The sequence below is a fragment of the Streptomyces boetiae genome (assembly GCF_031845405.1).
Classification (GTDB): Bacteria; Actinomycetota; Actinomycetes; order Streptomycetales; family Streptomycetaceae; genus Streptomyces; species Streptomyces boetiae.
The window spans coordinates 12,940-27,412 of sequence record NZ_JAVREN010000064.1; the positions used below are offsets into that span (position 1 = coordinate 12,940).

The following is a 14,473-nucleotide window of genomic DNA, read 5'->3' on the forward strand; positions in this document are numbered from 1 at the left end:
GGTCTTCGGTCCCTCACGCGGTGGTGTCGTGTGCCCCCGCCAGGTCGGCGAGCCGGCGGCCCCGGCTCTCTGCGATGCGGCAGACGTCGCGGAGGGAACCTTCCAGGCAGGCGTTGACGAACGCCAGTTGCTCGGGAGTGACCGCCCCTTCTTCGCCGTCCCCGCCGTCCTTCCGCAGATCCTCGACGTGCTCCAGCAGATCGGCGGCCATGGCCAGCTGCGTGCGCTCCGCCTCGTCGGCCATACGGCTCACCCGGCCGTTCCCGCCGCCGATGAGGTAGTTCGGACGCCCGTCGACGCCGGTCCACGGCAGCAGCCGCACGGGGCCCTTGTCACTGAACACGCTGTCTCTCCCTGTCTGTCTCGTTGGTTGGTGGTGGCGATCCGCAACGGGCGCTCTCTGCGCACCCCTTCACCACTCCGGTCGTGTAGCGGATCCCTCACAGCCTGAGACCAGCAGGGCTAGGCTGGCCAGAGAAACGCAGGTGACAGGGCATTCGTCGCAGGGGACACCACGATGAGCAACACCTATGGGGAATGGCTGAAGGCCCAGCGCGAGGCGGCCGAGTTGACGCAGGAAGAGCTGGCCCGGCGCGCCATCATGACGCGCTCCCACATCTCCCACATCGAGGCCGGCCGCCGCACGCCGTCCCCGGAGGACGCCCGCCGCCTGGACAGGGCACTCAACACGGGCAACGTCCTGAGCAGCTTCCTTCCCAACCGCGAGGGCGAGGTCGCCGACCACTTCGAGTCAGCCCGCCACCTCGAACAACAGGCGGAGATGATCCGCGAGTACGCGATCTCCTTCGTCCGGGGCATCCTCCAGACGGAGGCGTACGCGCGGGCGGTTCTGAGGGCAGGCTTCCCACCGCTGGGCGAGAAGGAGCGTGACAGGCAGCTCGTAGCACGGCTGGAGCGCGGCAAGATCCTCAACGACCCGGTGACGCCCGTGGTCTGGGCCCTGCTGGACGAGGCCGTGCTGCGCCGCCCGATCGGCGGCGCGGAGGTCATGGCGGAGCAGATCCGGCACTTGGTGCGGTTGACCGAAGACGGACGGATCAGGACGCACGTCCTGCCGTTCGGTGTGGGCATGTACCCGTTGCTGCTGAGCATGCAGACGCTGATGTGGTTCGAGGACCAGCCACCATGCGCTTACACCGAAGGACTCGCCTTCGGCTGGCTGCACGACTCCCCCTCCGTGGTCGAACATCTCCAGAACGTCTACGATCTTGCCCTGGGCGAGGCGCTGCCGTCGCAGGAGTCGCTGGCCCTTATGAAGGCCATCGCGGAGGGTTACGAGGACCATGTCTGAACGCATCATCCCCAACGCCGCCGCACTGCGGGGCTGGCGCAAATCCTCCTACAGCAGCCAACAGGCGGACAGTTGCGTCGAAATACTGGACAACCACCCTGCGGGCGTCCCTATCCGCGACTCCAAGAACCCCTGCGGCCCAGCACTCGTCTTCCCTGTGTCCGCCTGGTCCGGGCTTCTCAGCGCAGCCAGGGACGGCCACCTCTCTCGTTAAGGGGAGATCCCGACGACCTAACTCAGCAGGCTATCCGTCAAGCCAAGTCTCAACGTTCGCGTTTTTCTCAGCTCTGCGACCTCATTTTCCAGGTGAAGAGAAAAGGAGCCGAGGAGATCAAGAAAATGCATCTGCTCCTCGATGCTAGGCAGCGGCAGGGGAATACCCATTAGGCCCGCCCTCGAAATCTTCACCATACTTTCCGAAGTCCCTTGCGCCATATCGCGAATACGACGCCGGACGCGATGGGACGTCAGCACAGTCGCGAGAAAATCGGCAGAGCACCTTTTGGAAGGGCGGATCCTCATCATCAGATCCGGATAGATGCAGGGCCCGCCAACATCTCGATAGATACCTACCTGCCCAACTAGATCCCTGGTATTCGCTCGACTCATCAACAGGTCGCCGTCTCGCAAAAGAGCTGGATGGCCGGGTCCTACCGACCTGGGGCAATTCTTCAGTTGAATCGGCTGGAACCCAGAAGGAGTAAGGCACCCGAGACCCAGCATGTAGATGCCGGTCCAGTTTTCGCTCTCAGGCGGCGAAAAGCCGTTGCGGATCGCACCGGTTGACGCATCCTCCAGCGTAGAATCCCACTCAAATCTGTCAAGCAGGAATTCAAGCGTGCTCCTTTGCGCTGCCGATTGCTTAGCGATCGACGCCTCGATAGAACGCTCCTGTGCGGCTACCGCATTAATCACCTCAACGATCCGCCGCTGCTCAGGAAGGGAACGATACGGGAATGGGAGCGCACCGAATCTGCTACCGCCAAGGTGGGAGATACTGGTCTTCTCAGCTACACGAGCAAAGACGCCACTCCTGCGCCAGTGAACAAAGATCGCTTGAGCATACTCCGAGAGCAATTCCCGACCCGGGCGAAACCTGATGAGCGTATTCTGGAAGCAGTAAGCCCCGGGATCACCCCGATAAATCGCGCTTCGCCCTACCATTCGGAGATTCTCCTGCCCTTCGTTCAGCAGGATGTCGCCGGGCCGCACCGCAAACAGCTCGCGTTCTGCGGGCGAGAACCCCATCGTCTTGATGTCGGAGAAGTCAATGCGCCCCTCAAAAACGTTAGCCACCCGCAGGTAAGGAAACTGATCCGGCGCCTCCCTGCCGGCAGGGGACAACTGCTTACCCATGCGGATGTCACCGAGCTCCCGCAGCGCGATGTAGCGCACATGGTCGTCAGTGCGCATAGCCCAGCTCCCCGAGGAACTCTTCCAGCCTCGCTGCCGCCTTCTCCCGGGCCGACCGAATGTCGCGGAGCGACACCGCATACTTGTCCTCCCACACCCGGTACGCCTCCGCCAATTCCCGGCGGCGACCGGCCGCATGACCATCGAGCTTCTTCGACAGGTCGTCCCGCAACAGCGCCAGCACCACGCGCCGCTCCTCATCCGGACTCTCCCGCAACCGCTCCCGCGCTGCGAACAGCCCCGGGCGGTGCTCGACCAGCGTCCCCTGTTCACTCGCAGGCGACGGGCGCCAGAACTCCGCCTCCAAGCGTTTGATCTCCGCCGCCACCTTCGTGCGTTCCCGCTTCACTCGGGCCAGTTCGGCCAGCCGTTCCGCCTGGGCCGCGACGTCCTCCGTCACCGCCTCGTCCTCGCCGTCCTCATCGGTCGTCTCCGGGGCCGCGTTCAACTCGGCCCAGCGCGCATCGAGATCCGCCTTCCGCGCGTCTGCCTCCGCCAGCTTCCGCAGGAACTCAGGGGCGATGGCCTCAACCACCTTGTGTGCGTACGCCTGGCGCCGCTCCGCGCCGCTACGGTTGCGCAACTTCCTGGTTCTCGGGTCCTGTTCGGGACGGAGCATCGTGTCGACGTTCTCCACCCAGCCGTCCAGCACCCCGGCGAACCCGTTCTCCGACAGCGTCAGCAGCTCGTACTTCGCTTCGTGCCACCACCCGGCCACCGCGCCCGCCAGCGCGAAGCGGTCCAGCAGGCCGACCCGCCCGAGCCGTTCCGTAAAGGACGCGAGCAACTCGCCGCGCACCGCCATCAGGGCGGCCTTCCGTTCGCCGGTCGTCAGCTCGGCCAGCCGCTGCGGGGTCGCCGCCACCGCCTCCAAGTGACGGGCCTCCGCCTGCCACCACTCCTCGAACGCGGCCCACAGCTCCGCCTCCCGAGGGCGGGCCAGCTCGGCGAGACGGGCCGCATCCGGGCGTTCGCCCTCGGGCAGGAAGTCGAGATAGTCCGGATCGGCCGGCTCCCGTTCCGCGAACAGGTCGGTGGCCCGCACCCCGTACGCATCCAGCAGCGCCTTCTTCGCCTCGATCTCCGCGCGCGGCATCCCGCCCACCAAGTGGGCCCGCACGTCCTGCCGCTCCGGCGGCGGGGCGTTATCCACGTAACGCCGGATGTTGAGGTTGTCGCCGTTCTCGCGCAGCTCCGCCCGGCTGACGATCCGGGAGAAGCCGGGCACCTCCTCATACCCGTGGAAAGCAGAGGTGATCTTCTCCGCATGCTCGGGCAGCAGCACGTTCTGCGCGCGCTCGGCATGGAACTCGCGGTCCGCGTTGATGAACAGCACCTTGCCCGCCCGCGCCGGGTCCTTTCTCCCCGGCGGCCGGAGGACCAGGATGCAGGCCGGGATGCCCGTGCCGTAGAAGAGATTCGGCGCGAGGCCGATGACCGCCTCGATGGCGTCCGCGTCCAGAAGGTTCGTGCGGATCTCCTGCTCACCGCTGCCCCGGAACAGCACGCCGTGCGGCATCACCGTGATGACGGCGCCTCCGGTGCCGTCCTCCCTCTCCTCCTTCGTCACCGCGAGCATGTGCTGGAGGAACATCAGATCGGCCTTGCCGCGCTCGCTCGTCGTGCCGTAGGCCGCGCGCTTACCGGCGCGTGGGAACGCTTCCACGGAGTAGTCCATGGAGAACGGCGGGTTGCTGAGCACTCCGTCGAAGCGGTCCTCGTCTCTCTGCGGGAGGTGTGCCGGATGGCTCAGGGTGTCGCCGGTGCGCAGGTCGAAGCGGTGCACGCCGTGCAGCACCATGTTCATGGTGGACATGATCCACGCGCCGCCGTTGGCATCCTGGCCCGCGAAGAACATGTTCGTGGCGTCACCGCCGTGTTCCTCCACGAACTCCTTGGCGTGGATCAGCATGCCGCCCGAGCCGACGCACGGGTCGTAGATGCGCATCCCGGCCCGGGGGCGGAGCAGTTCCACCATCATGCGGACCACGGCACGCGGGGTGTAGAACTCGCCGCCCTTGCGGCCGGCGTCGTCGGCGAACTGCTTGATCAGGTACTCGTAGGCGGCGCCGATGAGGTCGGGGAACTCGAAGTCCTCGGTGCGCAGACGAAGCCGCCCGAAGTGGGCGATGAGCTGCCGGAGCCGCTGATCGGCCAGCTTCGCGGCGCCCGTCGCGGTGCCGGAGCCCCCGATGCGATTGAAGTCCAGATGATCGAAGAGCCCCTTGAGCTTGTCATTCTGATGCTCCAGCTCGCGGAGGGCGGGCCGCAGGACGCCATCGCCGATGTTCTGCGGCTCAGAGGCGATGTGCTTCCACCGAGCCGCGTCGGGGACGAACAGCACGCCCTGCCGACTGTACTCGGCCGTCTCCTCCAGGTAGCTCTCCAAGTCCTCGCCGGAGAGGCCCAGATCGGCTGCCTCGTCCCTGATCCGTTCCCGAGCCGCCTCGAACTCGTCATTGGCGCGCTTCAGAAACAGCAGGCCAAAGATGTAGTCCTTGTACTCGGCGGCGTCCATCGAGCCCCGGAGGATGTCCGCCGCCGCAAAGAGATGCCTCTCCAACTGCGCGAGCGTGAGCTTGGCCACGTGTACTCCCTACGACCTGGGGCTGCCTAGGGAACCTTAAGGTCCTTGAGGTGACCTCCTGAAATCGTCCGCAGGCCATGTGCCCCGAACGCCCCAGCGCGAGGCGCCAGGGCCCCGCAGCCGACAGCCGTCACCCCTCCCCCCGCCAGTCCTTCAATTGCTCGGTAAGGAGGGCCTGCCCGAGCTGGGCCAAGCGGCGGTTCTGCGCCGCGTTGCACGCCAGCTGCTCGTCGATCGCGTCGAGCGCCCCGGCCAGCGCCCGCTGACTCGCCAGGTCGGGCAGCACCACGGCCAGCCGGGCCAGGCTGGTGACCGTCAGGGTGTTCACGGCCTGCCCCGGATTCGCCAGGCGGTCGAGCGAGGCGCGCACCGTCGGGTCGCCGAGGTAGTGCAGCAGGTACTCCGGGAGCAGCCGGCCGGAGGTCGCCGTGATGCGCACGCAGGACGTGGCGAAGAGCCAGCCCGCTTCCCCCGGCCCCACCAGCGCCCGCCGTCCGAGGCCGGTGACGGCCTGCCGTACCAGGACGATGTCCCCCTCCGCCAGCCGGTAGCGGGCCGCCATGGCGTCGGCCGCGTCCTTCCCCACCCGCTTGATGCCCTGGACGTCCACGGTGTTCTGGTCCGTGATGTCGGGCGGGGTGATGACCGGAACGCCGTCGTCCAGGTCCGCGGTCATCCCGTGCAGCCAGCTCCCGGACGGTCCGGGCACGATCCGGCACAGCTCCCCGAGCGGTACGTGCGCTGCTCCGGCCACGTCAGCGCTCCGTCCGCTGCGTGGGGAGGGAGAGGTGCCGGCACGGCGCGGGGCGTTCAGCCAGCACCGCGGGAATCCGGTCCACCAAGGCGACCCAGCGCTGGACGTCGTCGGACAGGTATCCGAGGACGAGAAGCGCCGAGTCGCGGTCCGCGCCGAGGTCGCGCGGGCCGATCGGCTCGTGGTGGGCGACCTTGTTCCGCAGCGTGCGCAGGTGATCCAGGGTGCGGTGGAGCGGCCGGCGCGGGCCGCGGTAGGCCGGGAACGCGTGCCGCAGGGCCGGGCGCCACAGCCTCGTACTCGTAGTCATGGCCGCTTCCGAGTAACGAGACCCAGAAGCCCAGGGTGAGTTCCCGCTGCACGGAGCCGGTCCGGCGCGACGTGCCCAGCCGCGTCTCCTTGGCCAGCTTGTCCAGGGCGTTGTCGATCTTGTGCTGGGATGCGTGATGCAGGTTGATCCCGGGGTGGTCCCACCAGTCCTCCCGGCCGAAGTGCACGGTCAGCTGCTCGGACATGGCCTGGCCCAGGGTGCGCTCCAGGTGCCGCAGGAGCGCGAAGAAGGCGGTGGCGACGCGCGTCTCCCAGTCGTACCAGCGCAGCGCCTCCTCGCACGAGGGGGAGCAGAGGCTCCCCTGCGGTGAGAACGCCTCCGCCCGCAGCGCTCGGGCGACCCGCCCGAGTCCCCCTTCCTCACCGACGTTCACCAGTCCTCCAGCCCATTGATTCCGGCGATCGGCGGCAGATAGCATGCCGGGCGTAAGCCCCGGTGTGCGCCTAGGCATAGCAAGCGCCCCGGGGCACCGTCGTTTCCGAAGGAACGTCCGCGCCTCGTCCTGCCGGGGAAGACGCTAGCAGAATCGGGCGGAGATTTCCGCCTAGGGGCCTACGCGGAGACTTCCCGCGAGGCCCCGGCTGCGGTTCGGAGACTCCGCACCGGGCCGGGCCACGGGCCGGCCTCAGTACGAGGCGATCCCCAGCCCCTCCTCTACGAACGCGTACACGTCCGTGTAGGGGTCACGGGCGGACATCGGCACGTGGTCGCCGTGTGCCGCGTTCATCTTCCGGGCGCGGTCCTTCGCCTCCCCGAAGCTGCCCTTGGGGATCTGCTCCGGCAGCACGGACTTGATGTTCGCCGTGCTCCGGGCGAACGGCAGGCGGGCCGTCGCCGTGCGGCAGACGCCGCCGAACGTCCCCGTCACCTCCTTGAGGTGCAGCAGCCGCCACACCTCGAAGCACGGGTGGGAGAACGCGACGCGGACACCCGCCCGCCGGGCGCGGCCGAAGACGGTGTCGATGGACTCGTGCTGGTCCCGGTCGAAGAGGCACCACACCTGCGGCCAGTACGCCTGCTTCAGCCGACTGCGTCTGGCCTCCCGTGTCTTCTCCTCCATCAGGGATGCCGCCGCCTCCACCAGCTTCAGCGGCTGGCGGTCCGAGTCGGACGCCCGCTGATTGGCGATGTGCACGTCGACCCGGACGGCGGGATCTGCGTACACGGCCCGGCCCCGAACGATCGCGATGTAGTCGGGCTCGGTCACCTTGCCCTCGGTGAAGACGTAGACCTCGCGCCGCCGTCGGCCGCTCCGGTCCGTTGCGGGGGTCAGGGAATCTTTGCCCCTGGTGCGCGCCATCAGCGCGGCTCGCTTTCGAGTGGCGGGACTGCCTCGCCGGAGGCGTCCCCGGATTCGCCGACCGCCAGCAGGCGCCGGGCGATCTGGCCCTCCAGGAGCGCCGGCACGGCCCCGAACGCACCGGCCAGGTACGACTTCATCAGGTCCTCGTCGTCACCGGGCTCGGCGGCCGTCAGCGGGTACAGGTCGGTGGCGCCGTCCTCGTCCTTCTCCGTGAGCCACACCTGCCCGGGGTCCAGGAGCCGCTCGCCGCTCGGGGTGACGAGCACGGAGGGGTCGTGCGAGGTGAAGATCAATTGCGCCCCTCCGGGATTGGAGGCGGGGTCCTGGAAGAGGCGGATCACCTCGGCGGCGAAGCGCGGGTGCAGGCTGGCGTCCAGCTCGTCGACGAGCAGCACGGCACCCTCGTCGAGGGCCAGCAGCAGCGGGCCGAGGAGGGCGTACCAGGAGCGGGTGCCGAAGGACTCGTCCTTCCAGTCGAAGGCGGTCTCCCCGGTGGCCGACCGGTGGGTGAGCCGTACCGTGGCGCGTCCCTTGCCCTCCTGAACGACCTCCGCGCCGGTGATCCCTAGGTCAGCGACTCGCAGCAGCTCGTTGATGCGGCGTGCTCGGCTCCCCGACAGCTCGCGCGTGGTGAACTGCTCGCGCTCGGCGCGCTCGCGTTCGGGGTTGATGAGCCAGAGGTTGCGCCGGAACCAGTGGAAGAGAGGGGAGAGCTGGGGGTGGTTGTCGGTGCCGGCGGTGGAGAGCAGCAGGGCGTTCGGCCGGGTGCGGCGGGCCAGCTGGGCGCGGTCCTTGACCCGGGAGCCGGGCCACTCGTAGGGGTCGGCGCGAGCGGCGTCGCGGTCGAACCACACCTGCCGGTGGCCCCGGGGGTAGGCGTGCAGCCACTCGGCCGTCACTCGGTTGTCGTCCAGCTCGAATCCGTACGTCCACCGCACGGCGTCGATCACGAAGTCCGTTTCGAAGAAGCTGGGTTCGGCCTGCTCCTTGGCGTCCAGGGCGAAGGGGTCCCGGGGGATGCCCTCGTAGGAGGCCCATTGGGCGTAGGAATTGAGAACGGCCCTGCGCATGGTGACGAGCGCGGCCAGCACGTTGGACTTGCCGGAGGCGTTGGCGCCGAAGATCCCGGCGAGGGGAAAAACGCGAACGGTGCGCTCGCCTGCGAGCCGCACCTCGCGTGTCACCGTCCCCGGCTCGTCACCGGTCGCCACGAAGGACAGCTCCTGCTCGCCGCGCAGTGACCGAACGTTTGCCGTACGGAACCGGAGCAGCACACCATCCCCCTTTCCTCTTGGCGGTCAGCCTAGCCGCCCGGTGCCTGTCCGGCCCTGCGGCAGTCCGACCGGGTGCATGGGGCGCAGCCCCCTCCGCCATCCCGGTGATGCGCATCGGCGCCGCCGGGCCGCCGCGCCGGGTTAGACTCGGCGGGTTGCTCGGCGAGGGAGGGCCCCGGGAAGGGGTCGGTCCGTTATCGACGTGCTGGTGAGGGCTCCTGGCCGGGTGACGTGTTCGTTTTCCGGTCCCCAGGAGGAGTGCGGCCATGGCCGACGTCAAGATCAGCGCGGAGATCCGCAAGGAGTTCGGCAAGGGTGCCTCGCGGCGCATCCGCGCGGTGGGCAAGGTTCCCGCCGTCATCTACGGCCACGGCACCGACCCGGTCCACGTGACCCTGCCGGGGCACGAGACCATGCTGGCGCTGAAGACCCCGAACGTCCTGATCACGCTGGACGTCGAGGGCCGCGAGGAGCTGGTGATCCCCAAGGCCGTGCAGCGCGAGGCGATCCGCGGCTTCCTGGTCCACATCGACCTGATCATCGTCAAGCGCGGCGAGAAGGTCACCGTCGAGATCCCGGTTCTGACCGAGGGCGAACTGGCCCCCGGCGCCGGCCTGCTGGAGCACGTGCTCAACACCCTGCCCGTCGAGGCCGAGGCCACGCACATCCCCGAGTCGGTGACCGTCTCCGTCGAGGGCCTGGAGACCGGCGCCTCCGTGCTGGCCAAGGACATCCCGCTGCCGTCCGGCACGACGCTGGCCGTGGACGGCGAGGAGATCGTGATCCAGGTCGTCCAGCCGCAGGGCGAGGAGCCGTCGGCCGAGGCGCCCGAGGGCGGCGAGGCCGCGGAGTCCGCCGAGGAGGGGTCCGGGGCCTGAGGCCCCCGGACCCGGGCCGCCGAGAGCGACGGGAGAAGGTGCGCGCGTGGACGAACCCTGGCTGATCGCCGGCCTCGGCAACCCCGGGCCGCAGTACGCGGGAAACCGGCACAACGTCGGCTTCCTCGTCGCCGACCTGCTCGCCGAGCGGATCGGGGGCACCTTCCGCACGCACAAGGCGCGCGCCTCGGTGCTCGAAGGGCGCCTGGGCGCCCCGGGCACCGACGCGCCGCGCGTGGTGCTGGCCAAGCCCCTGTCGTACATGAACCTCTCGGGCGGCCCGGTCTCGGCCCTGGCCGGCTTCTACAAGGTGCCACCGGAGCGCCTGGTCGTCGTCCACGACGAGCTGGACATCGGCTACGGCGTGCTGCGCCTGAAGCGCGGCGGCGGGGACAACGGCCACAACGGCCTGAAGTCCCTCACCGCCGCCCTCGGCCGGGACTACTACCGCGTCCGCTTCGGCGTCGGCCGCCCGCCGGGCCGGATGGACGTGGCGACGTACGTGCTGCGGGACTTCTCGGCGGCGGAACGCAAGGAGCTGGACTACTTCGTCGACCGCGCCGCCGACGCGGTGGAGGCCCTGGTCACCCAGGGTCTGGAGCGGGCGCAGAGCGCCTTCAACGGCTGAGCGCCGCGGGGTCGCCGCCGGGGTGCCCGGATCGTTATCGGCGGCCTTCCGGGCATCGCGGGCGCGCGGTGACGGATGGGGAGGTTTCCTCCTTGTGGGGCCGGGCCGGGACCACGATCCTGGCCCGGCCCCCCGCCCTTTCACCGGAACCCCTCCTTCCGCACATCAGATTGAGGACACCATGCGCACCCTGAGACTCGTCGGCGCGGCAGGCGCCGCGGCGGCGCTGCTGATCGCCGGAGCCTCCCCCGCCCTCGCCACCGAGAACGAGGTGGGGCTCCACCAGGACCCGCCGATCACGGCCGACGACCCCGAGTTCGCCCACGAGACCTGCCCGCCCATAGCCGCGGACCTCGACGGCTGGCACTTCGTGCTGCCGGGGAACAGCACGACGTTCGTCGAGCTGCGCGTGACCTTCGAGCCGGGCGGCGAGCAGGTCGTCACCGAGTTCGGGCCGCCGACGGATAAGCACGCCTACGTCGCCTCCGAGCCCGGCGCGACGCTGGTCGAGGCGAGCGCGACCGTGGAGGGCGAGCCGGTCGACTTCCGCCTCTCGCACACCTGCCCGGCCACCGAGGAGGGCACCTCCGGCACGACCGGCGGCGAGGAGACCACCGGGACCACCGGCACGACCGGCGGCGAGGAGACCACCGGGACCACCGGGACCACCGGCGGCGAGGAGAGCGCCGCCGTCACCGGCGGCGAGGAGACCACGGGCACCACGGGCACGAGCGGCACCACCGGGGGCGAGGCCGCCTCCGGCGAGGAGGGCATGGCCGCGTCCGGCGGGGAGAGCGGCGGCGAGGCCGGGGGCGACTCCGGCGGCGACCTGGCCGAGACCGGGTCCTCGACGCCCGTCGCGGCCCTCGGCGCGGGCGCCGCGCTGCTGCTGGCCGCCGGCGGCTATCTGGCCCTGCGCCGCAGGAACGCGGCCCGCCAGAGCTGACGGCCCCCGGCCGACGCCACCGCAGGCGAGGACGGCGCGCGCCGCCCTGCCCCACGTCCGGGGCGGCGCGCGCCGTTTCCGTGCCACGGGCACCCGCGCCGCCCGGACTCCGCCCGCCGGAGGGCCGGGCGCGGGCCGCCCCTGCCCGGGCGGGGTGTGCCGTCCCGCGCGGCCCCGGCGCCGCCCCCCAGACCCGGCCGTACGTCCCCGCGGGCCGGCTGTCCCGGCCCGTGCCGGGGACGGCGGGGGCGCATCGCACCCGCCTCGCGCGGGTCGCGCGCCCGGCGCGCCGGTGGCCACAGCACCCGCCGGGCCGGGTCCGGGCTCGGCAGCGCCCGCTCAGGCCGCCGCGGTCATCCGGCCCGGCAGGGCCGGAGCGCGGCGGATGACCATCACCAGCACCGCGGCGGCCACGCACAGCACCCCCGCCGAGGACCACGCCAGGTCGTAGGAGCCGGTGGCGTCCCGTATCGCGCCCGCCCCGTAGGCGACCGCCGCCGCGCCGAGTTGGTGCGAGGCCAGCACCCACCCGAAGACCACCCCGCCGTCCGCGCCGAAGTGCTCCCGGCACAGCGCCAGCGTCGGCGGCACCGTGGCCACCCAGTCCAGGCCGTAGAAGATCACGAAGAGCAGCATCGGCGGGTGCACGGACTCGGCCAGCAGCGAGGGCAGCAGGAGCAACGACAGCCCGCGCAGGCCGTAGTACACCGCGAGCAGGCGGCGGGCGTCGTAGCGGTCGGTCAGCCAGCCGGAGGCGACCGTTCCGGCCAGGTCGAAGATGCCGATCACCGCCAGCAGCGAGGCCGCCACCGGCACCGGCATCCCGTGGTCGTGCGCGCCGGGCACGAAGTGGGTCCCGATCAGGCCGTTGGTGGAGGCGCCGCAGATCGCGAACGTCCCTGCCAGCAGCCAGAACGCGCCCCCGCGCGAGGCGTCGCGCAGAACGGCCAGCGTCCGCCGGGCCGCGCCGGGCGGCGGCGGGGCGGGGGTCTCGTAGGCCGGGCCCGCGCCGTAGGGCAGGACGCCCAGGTCCTCGGGCCGGTCGCGCAGCCGCCAGATCACCACCGGCACCACGGCCAGGGCGCTCAGCGCGACGGCCACCGCGGCGGCCCGCCAGCCGGGGCCCTCGGCGAGCAGGGCGACGAGGGGCAGGAAGACGAGGTTCCCGGCGGCGCTGCCGGCGGTGAGGATGCCGGTGACCAGACCGCGCCTGGCCTCGAACCAGCGGGTGGCGATCGTTCCCGCGAAGGCCATCGCCATCGATCCTGAGCCGAGGCCGACCAGGACGCCCCAGCAGAGCAGGAGCTGCCACTGGCTGTTCATGAAGACGGTCAGCCCGCTCCCGGCGGAGATCAGCACCAGGGCGCCGCAGACGACGCGGCGCACGCCGTAGCGCTCCATCAGCGCGGTGGCGAAGGGGGCGGTGAGGCCGTAGAGGACGAGGTTGACGGAGACGGCCGCGGAGATGCTGCCCCGGGACCAGCCGAACTCCTCGTGCAGCGGGTCGATCAGCACGCCGGGCGCGGCGCGGAAGCCGGCGGCGCCGACCAGGGCGACGAACGCCACCGCCGCGGCCCACCAGGCGGGGTGCACGCGGGGCGGGCGGCGGCCGGGACGGGGGCTCAGGAGGCGGGAGGAGGGAACGGTCGAGGTCACCCAGGGATGCTCCCGTGTGATGATCCGCCCGGACGAGTGGCCCGATGGCCACGATGTGCAAGGATCGGGCCATGGCCCTTCCCCCGCCGCCCGCCCCGCCCTCATCCGCCGCCCCGGCCTCGCCCGTCTCGCCCGTCTTCCGGACGACCGGCCGCCACCGCGTCGCCGTGCTGGTCCGCCACGGCCTGCTGCCGATCGAGGTCGGCATAGCCCACCGCATCCTGGGGCTGGCCGCCGCGGCGGACCGCACGCCGCTGTACGAGGTGGTGACCTGCACGACCGACCCCGGACCGGTGCGCACCAACGCCGACTTCACGGTGAACGTCCCCCACGGCCCCGAGGCGCTGGCGGAGGCGGACACCGTGATCGTTCCGGCCTCGCACGAGTCGGACGAGACGTACACCGAGGGCCGGCTGCCCGCGCCCCTGGCCGAGGCCCTGGCCCGCATCCGGCCGGGCGCCCGGATCGCCTCGATCTGCACGGGCGCCTACGTGCTGGCCGCCGCCGGCCTGCTGGACGGGCGCCGGGCCACGACGCACTGGGCGCACTGCGACCACTTCCGCGCGCTCTTCCCGCGGGTGCGGCTCGACCCGGACATCCTCTACACCGAGGACGGGGACGTGCTCACCTCGGCGGGGGTCGCCTCGGGCATCGACCTGTGCCTGCACCTGGTGCGCCAGGACTTCGGCTCGGCCGCGGCCAACGCGGTGGCCCGCCGCACGGTCGTCCCGCCGCACCGGGACGGCGGGCAGGCCCAGTACATCGAACTGCCCGTCCCCGAGCCGCGCCTGCACTCCACGGGACGGGCGCGGGCCTGGGCCCTGGACCGGCTCGGGGAGCCGCTGACGCTGCGGCAGCTCGCGGAGCGCGAGTCGATGAGCGTGCGGACGTTCACCCGCCGCTTCCGGGAGGAGACGGGGATGTCGCCTCAGCGCTGGCTGACCCGCCAGCGCATCGAACGCGCCCGCCACCTCCTGGAAACGGCCGACCTCCCCATCGACCGCATCGCCGACCACACCGGCTTCGGCACGGCCGCCTCCCTCCGCCAGCACTTCCAGTCCACCCTCGGCGTCTCCCCCTCCGCCTACCGCCGCACCTTCCGCTCCCAGCGGTGACCGCCCCCACGGGGACCCGCGGGGCCCAGCCCCGCAGAGCACCCAGGGGCGAAGCCCCGGCAGACCAGAGGCCCCGGGGGGCCCAGCGCCCGGAGGGAAAGGGGCTCGGGGCGCGGCTCCGAGGCCAGAAGCCCGGGGGCGCCGCCGCAGGCAGGCCAGAGGGCCCGGGCTCCGGTGCCTGGAGGGGAAGGGAATCAGGGGGACAGCCCCGCGCAGCGCCAGGTGCCCGGGGGTGGGGGGGCCCGCGCCGCCCCCCCCGGGGCGCGGGCCCCGCCC

14 protein-coding genes are annotated in these 14,473 nt (G+C 71.1%); 6 read left to right on the plus strand and 8 right to left on the minus strand.

What is annotated here, in order from left to right; translation table 11 throughout:
• Positions 1-13: 13 nt before the first annotated feature.
• Positions 14-343 carry a hypothetical protein gene (locus tag RM780_RS25620; protein ID WP_311633273.1) on the minus strand — a complete coding sequence of 110 codons (330 nt, stop codon included), beginning with the start codon at positions 341-343 and terminating at the stop codon, positions 14-16.
• A 174-nt stretch (positions 344-517) separates the two neighbouring features.
• Here RM780_RS25620 and RM780_RS25625 point away from each other — a divergent pair, with 174 nt between their 5' ends.
• Both RM780_RS25625 and RM780_RS25630 read left to right on the plus strand, forming a co-directional pair.
• The gene (locus RM780_RS25625) at positions 518-1,312 is read left to right on the plus strand and encodes a helix-turn-helix domain-containing protein (RefSeq protein WP_311633274.1); all 795 of its coding nucleotides are present in this window, start codon (positions 518-520) and stop codon (positions 1,310-1,312) included.
• A complete protein-coding gene (locus tag RM780_RS25630) occupies positions 1,305-1,526 on the plus strand; it encodes a DUF397 domain-containing protein (RefSeq protein ID WP_311633275.1) in 222 nt (73 codons plus the stop codon). The genes RM780_RS25625 and RM780_RS25630 overlap by 8 nt, the downstream gene beginning before the upstream one ends.
• Positions 1,527-1,543: 17 nt before the next feature.
• On the opposite strand, the gene RM780_RS25635 is transcribed toward RM780_RS25630, so the two are convergent.
• The 6 genes from RM780_RS25635 to RM780_RS25660 form a co-directional block, all read right to left on the minus strand.
• Positions 1,544-2,725, minus strand: coding sequence for a restriction endonuclease subunit S (locus tag RM780_RS25635; RefSeq protein WP_311633276.1), 1,182 nt, complete (start codon positions 2,723-2,725; stop codon positions 1,544-1,546).
• Positions 2,715-5,312: a type I restriction-modification system subunit M gene (locus RM780_RS25640; RefSeq protein ID WP_311633277.1), complete on the minus strand. Its 2,598-nt coding sequence runs from the start codon at positions 5,310-5,312 to the stop codon at positions 2,715-2,717. Before RM780_RS25640 ends, RM780_RS25635 begins: the two co-directional genes overlap by 11 nt.
• Before the next feature lie 130 nt (positions 5,313-5,442).
• Positions 5,443-6,066, minus strand: a complete 624-nt coding sequence (locus RM780_RS25645) for a restriction endonuclease subunit S domain-containing protein (protein ID WP_311633278.1) — start codon at positions 6,064-6,066, stop codon at positions 5,443-5,445.
• 1 nt (position 6,067) lies between these two features.
• Complete coding sequence (locus RM780_RS25650; RefSeq protein WP_311633279.1) at positions 6,068-6,376, minus strand: hypothetical protein; 309 nt, start codon at positions 6,374-6,376, stop codon at positions 6,068-6,070.
• A 646-nt stretch (positions 6,377-7,022) separates the two neighbouring features.
• On the minus strand, positions 7,023-7,697 hold the full coding sequence (locus RM780_RS25655) for an RloB family protein (protein ID WP_311633280.1): 675 nt from the start codon (positions 7,695-7,697) through the stop codon (positions 7,023-7,025).
• Positions 7,697-8,974, minus strand: a complete 1,278-nt coding sequence (locus tag RM780_RS25660; protein ID WP_311633281.1) for an AAA family ATPase — start codon at positions 8,972-8,974, stop codon at positions 7,697-7,699. Before RM780_RS25660 ends, RM780_RS25655 begins: the two co-directional genes overlap by 1 nt.
• A gap of 266 nt (positions 8,975-9,240) precedes the next feature.
• On the opposite strand from RM780_RS25660, the gene RM780_RS25665 reads away from it, so the two are divergent.
• The 3 genes from RM780_RS25665 (at position 9,241) to RM780_RS25675 (ending at position 11,426) form a co-directional block, all read left to right on the plus strand.
• The gene (locus RM780_RS25665) at positions 9,241-9,852 is read left to right on the plus strand and encodes a 50S ribosomal protein L25/general stress protein Ctc (RefSeq protein ID WP_311633282.1); all 612 of its coding nucleotides are present in this window, start codon (positions 9,241-9,243) and stop codon (positions 9,850-9,852) included.
• A gap of 46 nt (positions 9,853-9,898) precedes the next feature.
• Complete coding sequence (pth, locus tag RM780_RS25670) at positions 9,899-10,480, plus strand: aminoacyl-tRNA hydrolase (RefSeq protein WP_311633283.1); 582 nt, start codon at positions 9,899-9,901, stop codon at positions 10,478-10,480.
• Between the two features lie 181 nt (positions 10,481-10,661).
• Positions 10,662-11,426, plus strand: a complete 765-nt coding sequence (locus RM780_RS25675; RefSeq protein WP_311633284.1) for an LPXTG cell wall anchor domain-containing protein — start codon at positions 10,662-10,664, stop codon at positions 11,424-11,426.
• A 339-nt stretch (positions 11,427-11,765) separates the two neighbouring features.
• On the opposite strand, the gene RM780_RS25680 is transcribed toward RM780_RS25675, so the two are convergent.
• Entirely contained in the window at positions 11,766-13,082 is a 1,317-nt protein-coding gene (locus tag RM780_RS25680) for an MFS transporter (RefSeq protein WP_311633285.1), read from the minus strand.
• 71 nt (positions 13,083-13,153) lie between these two features.
• On the opposite strand from RM780_RS25680, the gene RM780_RS25685 reads away from it, so the two are divergent.
• On the plus strand, positions 13,154-14,197 hold the full coding sequence (locus RM780_RS25685) for a GlxA family transcriptional regulator (protein ID WP_311633286.1): 1,044 nt from the start codon (positions 13,154-13,156) through the stop codon (positions 14,195-14,197).
• Positions 14,198-14,473 lie beyond the last annotated feature (276 nt).

What these genes read in the sequence shown, in the direction of transcription:
- RM780_RS25625 (WP_311633274.1), top strand. Translation starts at nt 518, where the DNA reads ATGAGCAACACCTATGGGGAATGGCTGAAGGCCCAGCGCGAGGCGGCC.
- RM780_RS25630 (WP_311633275.1), top strand. Translation starts at nt 1,305, where the DNA reads ATGTCTGAACGCATCATCCCCAACGCCGCCGCACTGCGGGGCTGGCGC.
- RM780_RS25635 (WP_311633276.1), bottom strand. Translation starts at nt 2,725, where the DNA reads ATGCGCACTGACGACCATGTGCGCTACATCGCGCTGCGGGAGCTCGGT.
- RM780_RS25650 (WP_311633279.1), bottom strand. Translation starts at nt 6,376, where the DNA reads ATGACTACGAGTACGAGGCTGTGGCGCCCGGCCCTGCGGCACGCGTTC.
- RM780_RS25655 (WP_311633280.1), bottom strand. Translation starts at nt 7,697, where the DNA reads ATGGCGCGCACCAGGGGCAAAGATTCCCTGACCCCCGCAACGGACCGG.
- RM780_RS25665 (WP_311633282.1), top strand. Translation starts at nt 9,241, where the DNA reads ATGGCCGACGTCAAGATCAGCGCGGAGATCCGCAAGGAGTTCGGCAAG.
- RM780_RS25675 (WP_311633284.1), top strand. Translation starts at nt 10,662, where the DNA reads ATGCGCACCCTGAGACTCGTCGGCGCGGCAGGCGCCGCGGCGGCGCTG.
- RM780_RS25685 (WP_311633286.1), top strand. Translation starts at nt 13,154, where the DNA reads ATGGCCCTTCCCCCGCCGCCCGCCCCGCCCTCATCCGCCGCCCCGGCC.